The sequence below is a fragment of the Ruegeria sp. SAZD013 genome, assembly GCF_059612525.1.
This window is the reverse complement of the sequence record NZ_JBXWQT010000020.1, coordinates 37,484-55,084: the sequence shown is the minus strand read 5'-3', so window position 1 is coordinate 55,084 and position 17,601 is coordinate 37,484. Positions and strand designations below refer to the sequence as shown.

Below are 17,601 nucleotides of genomic sequence, written 5' to 3'. Positions count from 1 at the left end.
GAGACCGGATTACCGGACAGCGGCCCATAGACGCAAGGCCTGAGCGGTCTCGGCGACGTCGTGAACGCGAATGATCTGCACGCCCTGAGACAATCCGGCCAAAGCCACAGCAATTGAACCCGGCGCGCGGGCAGTCTTGTCAGGCTCCCGTCCAATTGTTCCGATAAAGCCCTTGCGGGACACGCCCAGCAGGATCGGGCAGCCAAGCCCGTGAAACAGGCTGAGATTGCGCAGCAAGGTCAGGTTGTGATCCTCGGTCTTGCCGAAACCGATACCTGGATCGACGATGATCAGGTCGCGCCGAAGCCCCAAGTTTTCCAGCAGAGCGATCTGGGTTTCGAGGAAGTCATAAACATCCAGCAACACGTTGTCGTAGCTGGGGTTTTCCTGCATCGTGGCTGGATCACCCTGCATATGCATGACGCAGACCGGTGTGCCCTTGTCGGCGCAAAACGGTGCCAATTCGGGATCGAAAGTGAACCCCGAGACATCGTTGACCAGCCCCGCGCCCGCCGCACACGCCGCTTTGGCGACGCCGGCTTTGCGGGTGTCGATTGAAATCAGGGCATCCGTTTGTGCGCGAATCGCCTCGATCACCGGGCGGGTGCGGGCAATTTCCTGATCTGCCGGAATGAAATCCGCGCCCGGGCGCGTTGATTCCCCGCCAATATCCAGAATGGTGGCCCCATGCGCCACCATCCTTGCAGCGGTATCGCGGGCGGCCTCGACGGAACTGTGAACACCCCCGTCCGAGAAACTGTCAGGCGTGGTGTTGAGAATGCCCATGATGTGCGGCACCTGCATATCCAGCCCGGCGATGGGTGCGCGCGGGCGGGTCAACCGCTCCAGCGCCCCACCGGGAATATCCGATGCTGCCATGATCTGCGGTGCGGTATCGCGCCCAAGCGCTTCGACATGTGTAAACCACAGGGGCTGACCGGCCAAAGAATACGCGCCAGCGGGCCGGGTCTGGCCGTGCTGAACCAGCGGTCTGAAATAGATGCTCACAATTCGGCCTGATCCACGGCCACAGCCCGCAGGGGGGTTTTGGGCGTTTTCGGCAATTCGCCGCCGATGACCATCATTTCGCTGGCTTCAAAGGTCGCCGCAAACCATGCAGCCAAAGCCACGGCGTCGGAGGGCGCGGCGGACGGACCATCCACCGCGTCCAGCACGATCTTGGACGGGGCCCAGACACAGATCTGGCCGTTCTTCATGGCCCAGTCCAGTTCCGTCCGGGTTGAAACCACCTTGCAGCGGTGATCGCGCGCGGCCAGAACCCACGCGTTCTGCTCGATCGCCAGCAGGTCAATCCGGCGCTGTGTCATTGCGTGGCCGGTTTGCGGCGCAGCCAGGTCTGACGCCCCCACACACAGGATCAGCGGGCGCTGTCGGTTCTGCAACTGGTCGATCCACCCGGTCAGATTGTCCGACGCGATAGCGTCATTCGACAAGTAGACCAGACGGGGATGCGGGCGATCTTCCTCGGTCACGTCGTGATGAACCGAGTCTTTCCCCCGCACGATCTCGACCCCGAGAGCGCCTGGGCCGCGATCCAGTTTTTCGATGCGAACAAAGACCCTTACAGCCTGTGGTTCATGCAAGATACGTTCGGCTACACGCTCGGCCAGGGTTTCAAGCAGGTTCAGACGCTCGGCCGCGAGTTCATAGGCAATGGATTCCGTCACCCGGTCATAAGACAGGATGCGATCCACATCGTCGTCAATAGGGTCGGTCAGAGGCCGGACTTCGACCACGATATTGAAACAGATCCGCTGGGTTGTTCCCCGCTCGGCCTGAAACGCACCGATTTCAACCTCGACAATATGGTCGCGCAGGGAAATGCGGTCCAGCGGCCCTCGGGGCGAGGTCGCCTCGGACCGTTCGGTCGGGTGCGCAAATGCCAGTCGGATTTCAGAACTCATGGGTCCGGCCTTTTCGGCTTGTTGCAGGGCTTGCCCTCTATAGGCGTTGCAAGGGCCTATAACATTCAAACAAACGCCATTCCAACCGCCGAATGCGGCGTCAGGTGACGCGAAACCAGCTCATCATACCCGAAGCGGCATGTCCCAGCATATGGCAATGCAACAGCCAGTCCCCCGGATTATCCGCGACCAGAGCGATCTGGCGGGTTTGTCCGCGATCAACCAAAACAGTATCGCGCCACGGGCCAAGCGATCCGTCCGGCTGGATCAGTCGGAAGTGGTGACCGTGCAAATGCATGGCATGTGGAAAGACTGTTTCATTGACGAACTCGATCCTGTGAAGACCCCCGGTCCGGGCATCCAGAAACGGGTCGGACGGGCGTTCCGCATAACCGTTCAGGGCCCAGAACCGGCCCAACTGCGCCAGTTCTTGGCCTGACAATTCTGTGTCCCCGATCCGGGCGCTGTCCAGCCAGCGCATCGCCCCGCCTTGCAGGGACATCCGGTGCGATGGTGCGGATGAGACATCCTCGATGACTGGCAAAGGGTTGGGCGGCAACGCTGACACGCCTTGTCGCGGCGCAGGTGCGAAGGGTTCGTCAACATCAAACCGAACGATGCCAAAGGCACCATCGCGCTCAACGCTCACCAGACTTGCCGTATCGCCCGCAGCCACGACATCCACAACAAGATCGATGCGTTGTGCGGGGGCGATTGGGAAAGCCCCAGACAATGGGATCGGCGTTTCCAGTGGCATACCGTCAAGAGCGACGATCCAACCAGACAACCCGTCAAGATTCAGGTCAAAAATCCGCGCGTTGGAGGCGTTGATCAGGCGTAGCCGGAGACGGTCGTTCCGTCGCGCCTCAACGCGAGGGTCAAGGGATCCGTTGACAGTGATGATATTCCCCAGCCGACCAGCATGGCTGAGATCATGGCCATTGTCGAAATCATCCGTGATCTGAGCGGTTTCCGGATCAAGCCGCCAGTCGTCCAGCATCAGCACCAGATCCTGATCCACATCGGGGGCAGCAGTTTCTTCGACGATCAGCGGCCCGTAAAGCCCGCGCGCAACCTGTTCCATCGACTGGTTATGCGCATGATACCAATAGGTCCCTGCGTCGGGAACGACGAAGGAGTAATCAAAGCTTGCGCCCGTCTCGACCACGTTCTGCGTCAGGCCGGGCACGCCGTCCATGGCGTTTTCGATGCGAATGCCGTGCCAATGGACCGACGTGGCTTGCGGAAGCTGGTTCATCAGGGTGCGCTGGATGCGGTCGCCCTGCCTGACACGCAGTTCAACGCCGGGGACAGACCCGTCATATGTCCAGACTTCCGTTTCAGGATAACTTTCTGGCGCGATCGGGTGTTTGGCTACACGCGCATTAAGCGGTGCAAAACCCGCGCTGGCCACACGCGGCATCAGCAATGCTGCGGCGGCGGATTGCAAAAGGTGTCTGCGGTTCAAAATCATCACGGGCCTCCTGGCCCGCAATATAGGGTGCAACCTGCCCCACGCCAGCAAGCTTCCAGCGCGGGTGCGTCAATCAGTTGCTCGCTGTCCGGTAGTTGTGACGGTAAAAAACATGCACGCCGATTTTCGCGGTCTGTTTATAGACCCGCGACCAGGACGGGCGCACCGACGTCGTGTGATAGTGTGTTGCCCCTTCGGTCAACTCATTTGCCACGCCATCAATGGCTGCCCGCGCGACTTTCGCCACACGCTCATACGCCTTTTTCTCGTGGATGACTTCCTTGCGGCCATCGCAGGTATACGTGAACTGGCACTGGTATTTCTTGCCGGTCCCCTGATGGATCACCCCGCACAGGGAATCCGGGAAACGGCTGCTTTTGACCCGGTTCAGGATCACCTCGGCAACCGCGAACTGGCCGCGCACGCTTTCGCCGCGCGCCTCGAAGTACAGGGCTTCGGACAGGCATTTCCAGTTTTCACCACCGGAGGCCTTTGGTTGCTGGTCAAGCCAGTCTTTGGAGAAGGACACTTCGACAGGTTCAGCCGCCTTGCGGGGCTGGAACAGCTTGAAATAGTCCCGAAAACTTTGCGCTGGCAGCTCGCTGCGGGCGACAAGTTCTTGTTTTGCAGTATCAGTCGCTTCCTTCTCAGCGAAGGATGCACTCGGCAGAACGGTTGCCGCCACTGCGGCAACAGCCAATATGTAACGTAGCATCAGATAACCTCGCACAGGCACATCACGCGCCTTACCCTCCCCCGGCGGGCGCGACGAGGCTGATACCCCAGACTGACGCAAAGGTCCAGTATCTTGAAAAAAGCAAGTGGAAAATCGCCCGTAGCGAAAATATTTTTCGCCTACGAGTGACCGTATAACCCACTATTCCTTGGGGTCCGGCGCGGTGTCAACCCCCAAGTCTGGAGGAAATCGCCAGTTGAGCGGCAGCCAGCCGAGCGACCGGAACCCGGAACGGTGAGCATGACACATAGTCGAATCCAAGATCGCGGCAAATGGCGATTGATTCGGGGTTCCCGCCGTGTTCGCCACAGACCGAAAGGGTCACATCCGGCTTCGCGGCACGCCCGCGTTCCGCCCCGAGTTTCAGCAGCTCGCCCACCCCGTCCGGATCAAGGACATGGAACGGATCTTCGGTAAAGACCCCCTGCCGCACGTAAGCGGACATGAAACGACCGGCATCGTCGCGGGACAGGCCGTAGGTCATCTGCGTCAGGTCGTTCGTTCCAAAACTCATGAAAGCAGTCTGTGGCGCGATCTCTTCCGCGCGCAGACAGGCGCGTGGCGTTTCGACCATGACGCCCAGCCGATATTCGAACTTCTGCCCGCGTTCCGATTCAACGGCGGCGGCGACCGAGTCGATGCGGGATTTGACCAGTTCAACCTCGCGCTTGGCGGATACCAGCGGGATCATCACTTCGGGCACCACCGGAGCACCGTTTTTTCGGGCGTCAAGCGTGGCTTCAAAAATCGCGCGCGCCTGCATGTCGTAGATCTCGGGTACGGTGACACCCAGACGAACGCCGCGCAGGCCCAGCATGGGGTTGTATTCGGTCATCGCCTCAACCCGGCGTTCGACGTCGGACACGGGCAGGTCCAGCGCCTCGGCCAACTCCCGTTGCCCGGTGCGCGTTGTCGGCAGAAATTCATGCAAGGGTGGATCGAACAGGCGGATGCAGACAGGCTGACCTTCCATGATCCTGAACAGCTGAACGAAATCCTCGCGCTGCATCGGAAGCAGGCGTTCCAGCACCGCCGCCCTGCCCGCCGAGGTTTGCGCAAAGATCATTTCGCGCATCACGATCAGACGACCGGGGTCAAAGAACATGTGTTCGGTCCGGCACAGACCGATCCCCTGGGCCTGAAAGTTCCGGGCCGTCTGCGCATCAGCCGGTGTGTCGGCATTGGCGCGGATTTCGATGTCACGCTCGGCATCGGCCCAGCCCATCAGCGTCTGGAAACAGTCATCCAACGCGGCCTCGAGCATGGCGGGCTGACCGGCCAGCACCTGACCCGAGCTGCCATCAATGGTGACAATATCGCCGGTTTTGAATACCCGGCCATCCGGTGCGGTCAGCATCTTGTCTTTCGTCTGAAACCGCATTTCCGAGGCCCCGACGATACAGGGCAGACCCAATCCGCGCCCGATCACGGCCGCGTGGCTGGTCATGCCGCCTTTTTCCGTCAGAACCGCAACGGCGGCGTGCATCCCGCGCACATCCTCGGGCGAGGTTTCCCGGCGCACCAGAACACATGCCTCGCCACGGGCGGCACTGGCCTGTGCTTCGGCCGAGGTAAACACGATCTTGCCGGTCGAGGCACCGGGGCTGGCACCAATGGCCGTGGTCAGCACATCGCGTTGCGCATCGGGGTGGACCTGACGGTGCAGTAGTTCGTTCAGCGCGTGCGGGTCGACACGCATCACCGCCTCTTGCGGCGGTATGATACCGTCTTCGGCAAGACGTACGGCAATGCGCATGGCCGCGCGGGCCGATCGCTGCACCCGGACACCATCGAGAATATGCACGGTGCCGTCCTGAATGACGAATTCGACCTGCATCTCTTCGCGCAGTTTCTCGCGCATCAGCGCGGCCTGAGCCTTGACCTCGGCGAAAGCATCTGGTGCGACCTCTTCCAGCGAGGGGCCGCGCGGGTCTTTTTCCAGAAACAGGGCTGCCACATCTTCACCCAGCGCATCGCGCCCCTGACTCTGGCTTAGATAGCGGCCGGTGATTTGTGGCATTCCGGTTGTGGAATCAACCAGTTGCAGAACGCCAGATCCGCATTCGCCTTTCCCGACGCCGGGGATCATCTCTTGGATGACCAACCCAAGCCCGGCATCTGCGGGTGCCCCCTTGGCCTGCCGCAGCAAGCGCGCGGACGTCCCGTCCCATGCACGCGCCATCGAGCGCAGAACACCGATCAGCTGTTCGCCCCTGTCCTGCGGAAAGACCTCGTCGGTTTCATCCTCGTAGGCGCGCAGCGAGTGGCGCAACCCCTCGCGGCCATCAGCTTCGATGTCATCGAACACATCCGCATCCAGCCGTGCCACGTGGATCGCATAGCTTTGAACGAACCGCAGATACAGAGCTGCGGCGGCCTCGGCGCCCATGGTGTCGGACAGGTCGACATAGCGCGCGTCGTTCATTCCGATATTGAGAACCGCGCCGGGGCCGCCCCAATCGGGATCTTCGGAACTGGGTCGGACGCATAGCAACGAGGTCGGGTCGAACTGTTCGAGGATCGCCGCAATATCCGGGATCGCCCCTTCTGCAATCTGGTGAACGGCATCAAATGACAGCGCAACGGTTCGGGGCACCGGCAGGTCCAGCCGGACCAGACGTTGCAGACATTTGGCCCGCCCGCCATGTGTATGGGCGGTGACAGGCGCGTCGGATGTAATGAGCGTTGTATTCGGATTATTCTGCACTGCAGCACCTTTTGGTTTGTCTGCAGCATAGGCGCTTGCGCCCTTCACGCAAGTGCGTTGTGGGCGCGCCTGCCAGTGCGCCCAGTCGTTTACCCTTCGATCCGGGTCAGATCGGCCACGCTGGAGCAGATCTGCCGGATCTGGCTGAGAAGGTTCAGCCGGTTGCGGCGAACAATGTCATTGTCGGTGTTGACCTGCACATCCTCAAAGAACGCATCCACCGGCCCGCGCAGCCCGGCCATGGCGGCCATGGCCGTGGGGAAATCTTCTGATTTCAGCGCGGGCTCGATTTGCGCCTGTGCTGCATCCAAAGCGGCAAACAATGCCTTTTCGCTGTCGGTTTCGGCGAATTTCACATCCGCACCGTAGGAATATTCCACCCCGTCCTTTTCTTCGGCCTGGGTCAGGATGTTGTTGGCGCGCTTGAAGCCCTGCACGAGGTTCTCGCCATCCTCGGTCGCGATCACCGCGTTCAGCGCGCGGGCGCGTTTGACCAGCAGGTTGAGATCATCATTTCCGTCCATCGCGATACAGGCATCGATGACGTCGTGACGGATGCCTTCGTCGCGGAGGAAGACCTTGAGGCGGTCGTGGAAGAACGAGAGGAGATCGTCGGATGCGTCGGGTATCTTCTTTTCAAGACTCAGGAAATCGGCACCCGACAATTCTCCCAGCCTTTCCTTGACAGTCTGGAAGGCTGCGCCAAACACGCCATGATCTGCGATTTCATCCAACAGTTCGTCAACATTTTCAGCCGCCAGCGCCTCGTTTGCAGCGCTTTCAGCACGCAGCAGCTGTCTGTCGAAAAACCGATCCAGATGCAGACGCAGGTCATTGTCGAGCACCAACCGGATAACCCCCAGCGCCGCACGGCGCAGGGCAAACGGGTCTTTCGAGCCAGTAGGCTTTTCATCAATCGCCCAGAACCCGGTCAGTGTGTCCAGCTTGTCGGCCAATGCAACGGTCACCGACAGCGGAGCAGTGGGGACATCATCCGACGGCCCCAAAGGCGAGTAGTGCTCTTGCGCGACGGCGGCCACGGCGGCATCTTCACCTGCCGCTTCGATGTAATACCGCCCCATAAGGCCCTGAAGCTCAGGGAATTCGTAGACCATTTCCGAGCTGAGGTCGGCCTTGGCCAGGCGCGCGGCTTTTTCAGCCTGATCGGCATCGGCACCGGTTACTGGTGCCAGTTCGCGGGCCAACGCGGCGATACGACCGATCCGGTCGGCCTGCGTTCCCAGTTTGTTGTGGAAGGTGACGTTCTCCAGCGCGCGGGTCCATTGTGCAATGTCCGATTTGGCGATGCGCAGGTCATTTTCCCAAAAGAACTTGGCATCGGCAAGACGGGCTGAGAGCACTTTCTGATTGCCCGCCAGAATGGTCGCGCCATTGTCCGCGGTTTCGCGGTTCGCAACAGTGACGAACCGTTCAATCCGGCCCGTTTTGGGATTGCGGACCGAGAAGAACTTCTGGTGTTCTTTCATCGAGGTTTGCAGCACCTCGGGCGGCAGGTCGAGGAATTCGTCGTCAATCTGTCCCATTAGAACGACCGGCCATTCGACCAGCCCGGCGACCTCGGCCAGCAGGCCCTTGTCTTCGACCAGTTCAAGACCGGCGGCAAAGGCCATGTTCTGGGCGTCGTTCCAGATGTGCCGGGCGCGTTCCTCGGGGGACAGGACGACAAAAGCCCGCTTCAGCTTGGCCGCGTAATCGTCGAAAGACGTGACCGAAAAGCGGTTGGGCGCCATAAAGCGGTGGCCTGCTGTGGTGTCGCCGGACGAAATGCCGTCGACATCCATTGGCACGACCTGTGCCCCGGCCTCATCCGTCAGAATGCACAGGATCGAATGCAGCGGACGCACCCAGCGCAAGCTGCCACTGCCCCAGCGCATGGACTTCGGCCAAGGGAAATTGCGGATGGTGGTTTCGAGCACTTCGGCAATGATCTCTGCCGCGGGGCGACCCGCCCTTTCGATGGTGGCGAAATAGATGGCCCCCTTGGGCGTTTCGCGTTCTTCCAGCTGATCACGGGTCAGGCCCGCGCCGCGCAGGAACCCTTCGATTGCCTTGTCGGGTGCGCCGACCTTTGGACCCTTGCGTTCTTCCCGGATGGTGGGGCTTTTCGCCAGCAGCCCCTCGACCGCCAGCGTCAGGCGGCGGGGCGTGGTCAGGGCGGCCGCGCTTGCATAGGTCAGACCGGCCTCGACCAGACCATCGGTAATCCGCTTTTTCAGATCCTCGCCGGCACGGGCTTGCATCCGTGCGGGGATCTCTTCGGAGAACAGTTCGATCAGCAGGTCGGGCATTGTCGGTCCTTAGAAATTGACGATCGTCTGAATGACGATGGCATTGGCGATATCCACAAAAAAGGCGGATACAAGGGGCAGCACGATAAAGGCAATAGGCGATGGGCCATATCGCTTGGTCACGGCTGTCATATTTGCGATAGCGGTGGGTGTGGCCCCCAACGCAAAGCCGCCAAACCCGGCGGCCAGTACAGCAGCGCGATAGTTGGACCCCATGACCGGGAACAGCACCCAGAGGACGAAGAGCACCGCGAACACCGTCTGCGCTGTCATGATCACTGCAATGGCCATGCCCAGCTGCGCGATGGTCCAGAGTTGCAAGCTCATCAGCGACATTGCAAGAAACGCGCCCAGCGCAAATTCCGAAATCAGCGCCAGCGACGGTGTGCGCGACACTTTCGGAGCGCCGGGAAACAGCGCGTCCCGCAGATTGGCGATCACGATGCCCATGATCAGGCAGGGCACGAACAGCGGCAGCTTCAGCCCGGCGGCGGCAATTGATTCATTCAGCGCATACCCCGAGATGATCGCCAGGTTCAGGTGCAGCAGGACGCGCATGACGGTCAGATGATCGATGCTTGTGGTGTGCCCGTCATGCTCATCCGGCAATCCGACGCTGGGTTCTTCGTCAGGGCGGTCAGGCGTCAGGCCGCGCCGTTCGACCAACAGGCGCGCAATCGGTCCGCCAACCAGCGCAGCAAGGACCAATCCAAGGGTGGCGACTGCCACACCCAGTTCGGTCGCGCCGTCAAGGCCCGTTGCCTGCGCCACATCCGGCGCCCATGCAATTGCCGTTCCGTGCCCACCGATCAGGGCAGCCGATCCGAACAACACACCGGCCTGTGCGGGATAGCCGAAGATCGCCGCCCCAGCCGCGCCGATCACATTCTGAAAGACAATCGTCGCCAGAGTAAGAACCAAAAGCAAGATTAACGGCTCACCACCCGCAATGAGGTCAGACAGGCGGGCGTTCAGGCCGATCCCGGCAAAAAACAGGACCAGCAGGAAATCGCGGGCTGTCAGGCCAAAGGACAGTTCGATCCCGAATACCAGATAGAGCATCAGAACCACCAACGAGGCCAGCAGGCCTCCTGTTACGGGTTCGGGGATGTTGAAATTGCGCAGGGTTGTCACACGTGCGTTGATCTCGGCCCCGATCAGATAGACCGCAAACCCCAGAGTGGCCGTCAGGAAATCGGGGATTTCTATGACATGGCCCACGATCTGCTCCTTCAGTTTTCCGGGCGCGGCGGGCATTCCTCGCCCACGACGGTACCGTCATAGGCTTTTTCACCACAATTGTTCAACGCGTGCCAGACATAGCCCTTGCCATCCGCGGTGATCGCCACAATCCGGTCGACGCCGAAATGGATGTTCTTCACCCCCATGAACGCCCGCGCCTGCCCGGATTCAAGCGCATCCGCCAAAGACACCGCATCGTAGCATTCAAACCATCCCGGTGCGGTCAGGGGTTCGGAGTTTTCGACAGGCACGTATCCAGCCATCTGGTCCGGCGACAATTCGGTTTCGAAGCAGGCACGATACCGGATCGGCGAACTGTCGGCGTCGATTGCCTGAAACCCGGAATAGGCGATGGGCTCGGGCACACCGCCCGAATCCGTAATCAGGGCAACGTCCTGCCCCGGTTGCGGTTCGACCTCATAATAATAGCCGTAGACCTGTAGATAATACATGCCGACGCCTGCCACGATGGCCGACAGCAGCAGAAGAATTGTCAGCAGTTTTCCCGTCATCTTTCAGGCCGCCTCTTTCAAGTTCTTGTAAAATAGGACAGGTTTCATCCGGGGACAGGCAGAAACGAGGTCAACACGATGGAATCCACCCTTGCCGTCGGATTTTTCGGCGCATTGTTTGCGATCATGAACCCGGTCACCAACCTGCCGGTGTTTCTGAGCGTCACTCAGGACCTGTCCGCCGCCGAACAACGCAAGATTGCGGTCAAAACAGCGGTTTACTGCCTGATCCTTGGCGGCGCCTTTGCCTTGGTCGGTAGTCAGGCGCTTGGCCTTTTTGGCATTAGTGTCAATCATCTGCGCGTCGCCGGTGGTCTGGTTGTCATGATGATCGGCCTTAACATGCTGAACGGACACGAAAGCACCTCTCATCACGGGACGAAGGGGGAAAAGGACGCTTACCCCGAACCGGATACCGTCGCCTTTTATCCGCTGGCCTTTCCCGTTTTGGTCGGCCCCGGCACGATCACCACGCTGATCCTGTATGCACACCAGATCAAGAAGCCCGTAGAAGCCATTGTTTATGCTGGTGTATTCCTTGCCATTGTTGGCCTGCTTCTGATCACGTTCTGGAACGCGGCCTGGCTGGCCCAACGCCTGTCCGACACCGCGCGCGTGATCATGAGCCGCTTTATGGGGATGATTCTGGCGGCTATCGCCGTCAGCATGATCGCGGACGGCCTGAAAGCCCTGTTGCCGGGGCTGGCCTGATCGCCTCATCCGGCGCTGAACCCGGCGGCCTCGGTCTGCATAAAGGCATCCGCGCATTGCTTGGCCAGCGCCCGCACGCGCCCGATATAGGCCTGCCGTTCGGTGACCGAGATCACGCCCCGTGCATCCAGCAGATTGAAGATGTGTGACGCCTTGATGCATTGGTCATAGGCCGGATGCGCCATGATAATACGCTTGCCGGTTTTCGGGTCGTCATGTGCCTGCGCCAGGATAGTGGCGCATTCAGCCTCGGCCTCTTCGAAATGGCGCAGCAGAACCTCGGTATTGGCCACGTCAAAGTTCCAGCGGGCGTATTCCTCTTCCGTCTGTTTGAAGATGTCGCCGTATTTCAGCGGGCTGGGCGATTGCGGATCGTTGAACGGCATGTCCATCACGTGGTCGATGCCCAGCACATACATCGCCAGACGCTCGAGCCCATAGGTCAGCTCGCCCGAGACAGGCGTGCAGTCATGGCCGCCGACCTGCTGGAAATAGGTGAACTGGCTGACTTCCATTCCGTCACACCAGACTTCCCAGCCAAGCCCCCAAGCGCCCAGCGTGGGGCTTTCCCAGTCGTCTTCGACAAAGCGGATATCATGCAGGTCCATGTCGATGCCGATGGCCTGAAGGCTGCCCAGATACAGCTCCTGCAAATCCGGCGGGCTGGGTTTGATCAGCACCTGATACTGGTAGTAATGCTGAAGCCGGTTGGGGTTTTCGCCATAGCGCCCATCCGTGGGACGGCGCGACGGTTGAACATAGGCTGCGGCCCATGCCTTGGACCCCAGCGCCCGCAAAGTGGTAGCGGGATGGAACGTCCCTGCCCCGACCTCCATGTCATAGGGTTGCAGAATCGCGCAGCCTTTCGAGGCCCAGTAGGACTGAAGCCTAAGGATGATTTCCTGAAATGAACGCGGTGCGCTGGTCGGTTCGGTCATGACATTCCCTCTGGGCGCCCCGTGCGCCCGGTTCCGGTCGGTTTGGCCCTTCCTATGCAAGGGGTCGAGGGGCGTCAACGGGGCTTTGGGCTGTGGCTGTATCTGCGCGGCCACACCACAAATTCCCCGCATTCACAGCATGGTATTTGGCAAATGAAATCGCGTATTCTGCACCTCAGTACAAACACCGCATAACACGGGCAGACTATGACACGCGTATTTTCAGCAATTCTTTTGTTTCTTCTGGTCGGCCTGCGCGCCGCGACCGCACAACAAGATCCCGGCGTCTGGGTTCAGGTCGAGGCGCAGCCCTCGCTGCGCGAAGCGCAGGACCGGGCGCAAGCCTATGCCAGCACCTTGCCCGACGTGAACGGGTTTCGGCTGAACAGCGGCTGGTATGCCATAGTCATTGGCCCCTATTCGCGCGGCGATGCCGAGCAGGTTTTGCGCGTATACCGGGCCGAGGGGCAGATCCCGCGTGACAGCTTTGTCGCGTTTTCAAGCGCGCTGGGGCAGCAATTCTGGCCGGTCGGCGAAAACGCGGTGAACCGCGACGTTGTTAGCGTGCTGACAGAACCGGCAGCACAGGCGGAAGAACCCGTGGCGGTTACGACCCCGCAGGATTCGGATGAAACCCGCGAACAGGCGTTGCAATCCGAGCGCCTTTTGACGGCGCTGGAACGGAAAGACCTACAAACAGCCCTGCAAGCGGCGGGTTTCTATAATTCGACTATCGATGGCGCTTTCGGTCAGGGAACCCGCCGGTCGATGGGCGATTGGCAGCGCTTCAATGGTTATGAGGCGACGGGCATTCTGACCACGGTGCAACGCAAGGCCCTGATAGATGAATACAACGCGCCGCTGATCTCGGCCGGGATAGAACGGTATTCCGATGACGCAGCCGGAATTGCGCTGGACATGCCGTTAGGTACAGTCAGCTTTGATCGCTATGAGGCGCCGTTCGTGCATTTCAAAAGCGCCTCGGACCTGAACGCCCAGGCCCTTTTGATCAGTCAGGAGGGTGACAAGAACACGCTGCGCGCCCTTTACGAGGTGATGCAGTCGCTTGAGATTGTTCCGCTGAACGGCCCGCGCGAGCTGGGTCGCGACCAGTTTACCCTTGAAGGGCGCGGCAATGGGATCGTGTCATTCACGCAGGCGCGGCTGGATGATGGAAAGATCAAGGGCTTTACACTCGTCTGGCCCGAAGGGGACGAAGCGCGCCGCCTGCGTGTTCTGGCTGCGATGGCGACCAGCCTGAGCACAACCGGCGCGGTTCTGGATGCCGCCGCCGGTGCGGATGCGGAACAGCGCATCGATCTGGTCTCGGGTCTTCAGATCCGCAAGCCCCGGTTGTCGCGGTCGGGCTTTTTCGCTGGTGCGGACGGCACGGTTCTGACGGTGTCCGAAGCCGCCGAAAGCTGCACCCGGATCACTCTGGAAGGGGATCAGGAGGTTCAGCTGGCGCTGACGGACCCGGAGCTTGGTGTTTCGGTTCTGCGTCCTGCAAAAGCTCTTGCCCCTATGAGTGTTGCTGCTTTCAGCACCACCCAACCGCGCATCCAGTCCGAAGTGGCCGTATCCGGCTTTTCCTACCAGGGGGCTTTGGGCGCACCGACGCTGACCTACGGCCAAATCGCGGATATCCGTGGCCTGAACGGCGAGACGGGTGTCAAACGGCTGGCGCTGAACGCACAGCCCGGCGATGCGGGCGGGCCGGTCTTCAACGACAGCGGCAACGTGGTTGGCATGCTGCTGCCCACACCGTCCGAGGGGCGCACCCTGCCCGCGTCAGTCAGCCTTGCGGCAACGGTCGAGCGGTTGACAGAAATCCTGACGAAAGCCGGTGTTTCCGGTCAGTCGAGCGAGGAAACCACCCGGATTTCCCCCAACGAGCTGAACCGGCGCGCGACCGGAATGACGGTTCTGGTGCATTGCTGGGATTGAACGCGCGCAGATATTGAAACCAGACATTGAAACATCAAAGCGCCGCATGAACCTGCGGCGCTTTTATTTGTTACAGAATGTCCGGGGTCACGTGGATCAAGGTCGGGACAGGTGCATCGAAAGCCGCGCGAACCGCGCTCTGCATCTCAGCCAGAGATGAAGGGGCTGAGGCGCGCGCGCCAAAAGCTTCGGCCAGCTTGCAGAAGTCCGGGTTATGCGCCACCACTGCATTGGGCGCGATCTGGCTGCGGACCATGCTGTCTTCGATTTCTTTCAGTTTGCCATTGTCCCACAGGATGATCGGCAGCGACAAACCCAGTTCGACCGCAACACCCAGTTCCTGCATCGTATAGTGGAACCCGTAATCCCCGGCGATAACCGCCGTTGGTTTGCCGCGCCGCGCCACCGCGCCGCCAATTCCGGCCGGTAGACCATAGCCCAGCGTTCCGAACCCGGTCGGATGGTGCCAGTGATGCGGATAGGCCATGTCCCACACCTCTTTCGCGACATAGGCGAATTGGGTCATGTCGGAATAGATCATGGTATCAGCGGGCATCGCGGCGCGCAGCGCATCGGCCACTGCTGCAATTCCGGGCCGTTCGGCATCCACCTCGGCCCGCCACCGGGCGCGGGTTTCGGATATTTCGTCGGGCGACCAGCCGGTTGCCGGTTTCAGGTTTTCGGTCGCCTGCCACAAGGCGCGGGCAAAGCTTTCGCTGTCGGTTTGCAGTTTGATCGCGGCGCGATGGTGGTCCGACAGGACTTCGGGATCAAGGTCAACGCGGATCAGCGTTGACGAATGCCCAAGGTCGCTGCGCCACAGATCGACCTCGCCCAATTCGGCGCCGACCGCGATGACCAGATCCGCCGAGGCGATAACCTCGGCGCTGCCGGGGCGCGGCAGCGACGCGCCGAAATCCAGCGGATAGTTTGCGCCCGGCAGCCCGCGCCCTGCGTATGTAGTAAAGCATGCAGCCCCAAGCTGTGTCAGAATCTGCCGCCAGTCGTTGGACTTGCAACCGCCCCCAAGAATGAACAGCGGCCTGCGCGCAAGGTTCAGCATCGAGACAACCGGCGATACGTCAGGCGGCAACGCCTTGGTGCGCAACGCAGGCTGGTTGGGGAAAGGTGCCGGATCAGCCTCGGCCTGCAACTGCGCGATTGGCACCTGAATGTGCTTGGGGCGCGGGCGCGACAGCTCGAATTCTTCAAAGGCGCGTTCGACCAGCGCATAGGCGGCCTCGGCCGTGTTGGCCTGTGCCGACCAGTGTGCAACGGTTCCGGCCGCAAGGCGCTGGTCCTTCATCTGGTGCAACTGGCCGCGCAGCGCCTGTGTTTCATCAAGGCAGGACGACACCACCAGCATCGGCACCGAGTCGCTGTAGGCCTGCCCGATCGGCGTCATGATGTTGCACAGGCCGGGCCCGGTGATCACATAGGCAACCCCCGGCTTGCCGGTTGCGCGGGCATACCCATCGGCCATAAACCCCGCCCCCTGTTCGTGACGGGCCAGAACATGTTGGATGCCAGCCTCTTCCATGCCGCGATACATTTCCTGATTGTGAACGCCGGGTATACCAAAAATCACGTCCACGCCACGATCCTTGAGCATATGCGAAATCTGCGCGCCAAGGGGTCTTTTCATCAGCCTCTCCAGAATTGAACAGTGAAGATCGCGTAAACGGCCAACAGCTCGAGCCGCCCGACCAGCATCCCGATTGTCAGCAACCATTTAGCCGTGTCGTTGAGATTTGCGAAATTGCCCGCTGGTCCGATCTGATCGCCCAGACCGGGACCGACATTGGCCAGCGCGGTCGCTGCCCCGGAAACGGCTGTGATAAAGTCCAGACCGGTCAGCGCCAGCGCCCAGGACAGCACGCCCATCGATAGGACAAAGAACATGAAGAAGCTCATCACCGAGGTCAGAATACCCTGCCCCACAGGCCGCCCATCATAGAGCGGCACGAACACGCCATGCGGAGACCTGATCCGTTTGATCTGACTTTTGATCGAGGCAAACAGCAGCTGATAGCGGAATATCTTGATCGAACATGCGGTCGATCCCGCGCAGCCGCCAATCAGGCCGATCAGGAAGAACATCATGATCGGAAAGCTGCCCCAGCCCATGTAATCGACACTGGCATAGCCGGTGCCCGAGATGATCGAGGTGATGTTGAACAAAGATTCCCGAAACGCCTGTTCCCAGTGATGCGGAAAGACCGATGTCAGGAAAATCGACATGATGATGACCAGAACCAGAATGGTCGCCAGAAACACGCGAACTTGACTGTCTTTCCACAAGGACGCTGTATGGCCGTTTGCCAGCTGGACGTAGCGCACAAAAGGAAGCGCCGCCAAAATCATGAAGACCGACGCCGCATATTCGGCGGGCCCCGAGAAGGTTCCGAACGAGGCGTCATAATTCGAGAACCCGCCGGTCGAAAGCGTTGTCAACGCATGTACCAGGGCGTCGAAAAAGTTCATTCCCAAACCGGCGTAAACCAGCGCGCAGACAAGTGTCAGGAAGACATAGATGAGCGAAATCTGACCCGCGATCTCTTGCGCGCGAGGCAGGATTTTTCCCATTGTTTCAAAGCCTTCCGAGCGGAAGATTTGCATGCCACCAACGCGCAGCTCGGGCAGGAATACCATGGCGACAACGATGATCCCGATGCCCCCCAGCCATTGCAGGATACCGCGCCACAGCAAAAGCCCCTGCGGCAGGGTGTCCAACCCGGAAATCACTGTTGAACCTGTTGTTGTCAGGCCGGACATCGCCTCGAAATACGCATCGACAAAGCGCAGCTCGGTTTCACCGAACAGAAACGGAATTGCGCCAAACAGGGGCAGCGCCGCCCAAACACCGGTTGTCAACAGGAAGGTCTGGCGGATGGTCAGCCCTTCGCCCACACCGTTCGAGCAGCTCATCGCCAGAACGGACCCGGTCAGCGTCGTGATAATCGCGCTTTCCAGAAACACGTGCCATTCCCCGCGCCCCTCGATCAGGTCCGCGAGCATAGGCAGCAGCATGGTCGCCCCAAGAATGGCGACCAGCAAGCCAATCACATATCCGACCGGGCGAAGATCCATCATGACGCGC

At 60.4% G+C, this 17,601-nt stretch carries 13 protein-coding genes; 2 read left to right on the top strand and 11 right to left on the bottom strand.

Translation table 11 applies throughout. The annotated features are described in order from the left end of the window. Positions 1 to 9 precede the first annotated feature (9 nt). The 8 genes from folP to AC2FLU_RS06475 all read right to left on the bottom strand — a co-directional run bounded on the left by folP (position 10) and on the right by AC2FLU_RS06475 (position 10,905). Positions 10 to 1,008 (bottom strand): dihydropteroate synthase, encoded by a 999-nt coding sequence (gene folP / locus AC2FLU_RS06510; RefSeq protein WP_496811910.1) that lies wholly within the window; start codon positions 1,006 to 1,008, stop codon positions 10 to 12. After that, positions 1,005 to 1,925 (bottom strand): dihydroneopterin aldolase, encoded by a 921-nt coding sequence (locus AC2FLU_RS06505; protein WP_480476542.1) that lies wholly within the window; start codon positions 1,923 to 1,925, stop codon positions 1,005 to 1,007. The genes folP and AC2FLU_RS06505 overlap by 4 nt, the downstream gene beginning before the upstream one ends. Before the next feature lie 100 nt (positions 1,926 to 2,025). Further along, on the bottom strand, positions 2,026 to 3,399 hold the full coding sequence (locus AC2FLU_RS06500) for a multicopper oxidase family protein (protein ID WP_496808601.1): 1,374 nt from the start codon (positions 3,397 to 3,399) through the stop codon (positions 2,026 to 2,028). 73 nt (positions 3,400 to 3,472) lie between these two features. Continuing rightward, complete coding sequence (locus AC2FLU_RS06495) at positions 3,473 to 4,114, bottom strand: cell wall hydrolase (protein ID WP_496714527.1); 642 nt, start codon at positions 4,112 to 4,114, stop codon at positions 3,473 to 3,475. Positions 4,115 to 4,301: 187 nt separating this feature from the next. Next, entirely contained in the window at positions 4,302 to 6,842 is a 2,541-nt protein-coding gene (locus AC2FLU_RS06490; RefSeq protein WP_480476946.1) for a putative PEP-binding protein, read from the bottom strand. An 89-nt stretch (positions 6,843 to 6,931) separates the two neighbouring features. Next, positions 6,932 to 9,151: a glycine--tRNA ligase subunit beta gene (gene glyS / locus AC2FLU_RS06485; RefSeq protein ID WP_496808603.1), complete on the bottom strand. Its 2,220-nt coding sequence runs from the start codon at positions 9,149 to 9,151 to the stop codon at positions 6,932 to 6,934. Positions 9,152 to 9,160: 9 nt separating this feature from the next. Then, positions 9,161 to 10,408 (bottom strand): sodium/glutamate symporter, encoded by a 1,248-nt coding sequence (gltS, locus tag AC2FLU_RS06480; protein ID WP_496808604.1) that lies wholly within the window; start codon positions 10,406 to 10,408, stop codon positions 9,161 to 9,163. Then, positions 10,384 to 10,905 (bottom strand): DUF6446 family protein, encoded by a 522-nt coding sequence (locus AC2FLU_RS06475; protein ID WP_480554683.1) that lies wholly within the window; start codon positions 10,903 to 10,905, stop codon positions 10,384 to 10,386. The genes gltS and AC2FLU_RS06475 overlap by 25 nt, the downstream gene beginning before the upstream one ends. Positions 10,906 to 10,983: 78 nt before the next feature. Between AC2FLU_RS06475 and AC2FLU_RS06470 the strand changes: the two genes are divergently transcribed. Then, the gene (locus tag AC2FLU_RS06470; RefSeq protein WP_480476530.1) at positions 10,984 to 11,616 is read left to right on the top strand and encodes a MarC family protein; all 633 of its coding nucleotides are present in this window, start codon (positions 10,984 to 10,986) and stop codon (positions 11,614 to 11,616) included. A gap of 5 nt (positions 11,617 to 11,621) precedes the next feature. Here the strand turns inward: AC2FLU_RS06470 and AC2FLU_RS06465 are convergent, their stop codons facing one another. Then, on the bottom strand, positions 11,622 to 12,554 hold the full coding sequence (locus AC2FLU_RS06465) for a glycine--tRNA ligase subunit alpha (protein WP_496808605.1): 933 nt from the start codon (positions 12,552 to 12,554) through the stop codon (positions 11,622 to 11,624). 207 nt (positions 12,555 to 12,761) lie between these two features. Between AC2FLU_RS06465 and AC2FLU_RS06460 the strand changes: the two genes are divergently transcribed. Then, entirely contained in the window at positions 12,762 to 14,501 is a 1,740-nt protein-coding gene (locus AC2FLU_RS06460; protein ID WP_496808606.1) for a serine protease, read from the top strand. Positions 14,502 to 14,571: 70 nt separating this feature from the next. Here AC2FLU_RS06460 and AC2FLU_RS06455 read toward each other — a convergent pair whose 3' ends face one another. Continuing rightward, on the bottom strand, positions 14,572 to 16,146 hold the full coding sequence (locus AC2FLU_RS06455) for a 5-guanidino-2-oxopentanoate decarboxylase (protein ID WP_480919427.1): 1,575 nt from the start codon (positions 16,144 to 16,146) through the stop codon (positions 14,572 to 14,574). After that, positions 16,146 to 17,594 carry a TrkH family potassium uptake protein gene (locus tag AC2FLU_RS06450; protein ID WP_480476522.1) on the bottom strand — a complete coding sequence of 483 codons (1,449 nt, stop codon included), beginning with the start codon at positions 17,592 to 17,594 and terminating at the stop codon, positions 16,146 to 16,148. Before AC2FLU_RS06450 ends, AC2FLU_RS06455 begins: the two co-directional genes overlap by 1 nt. Positions 17,595 to 17,601 lie beyond the last annotated feature (7 nt).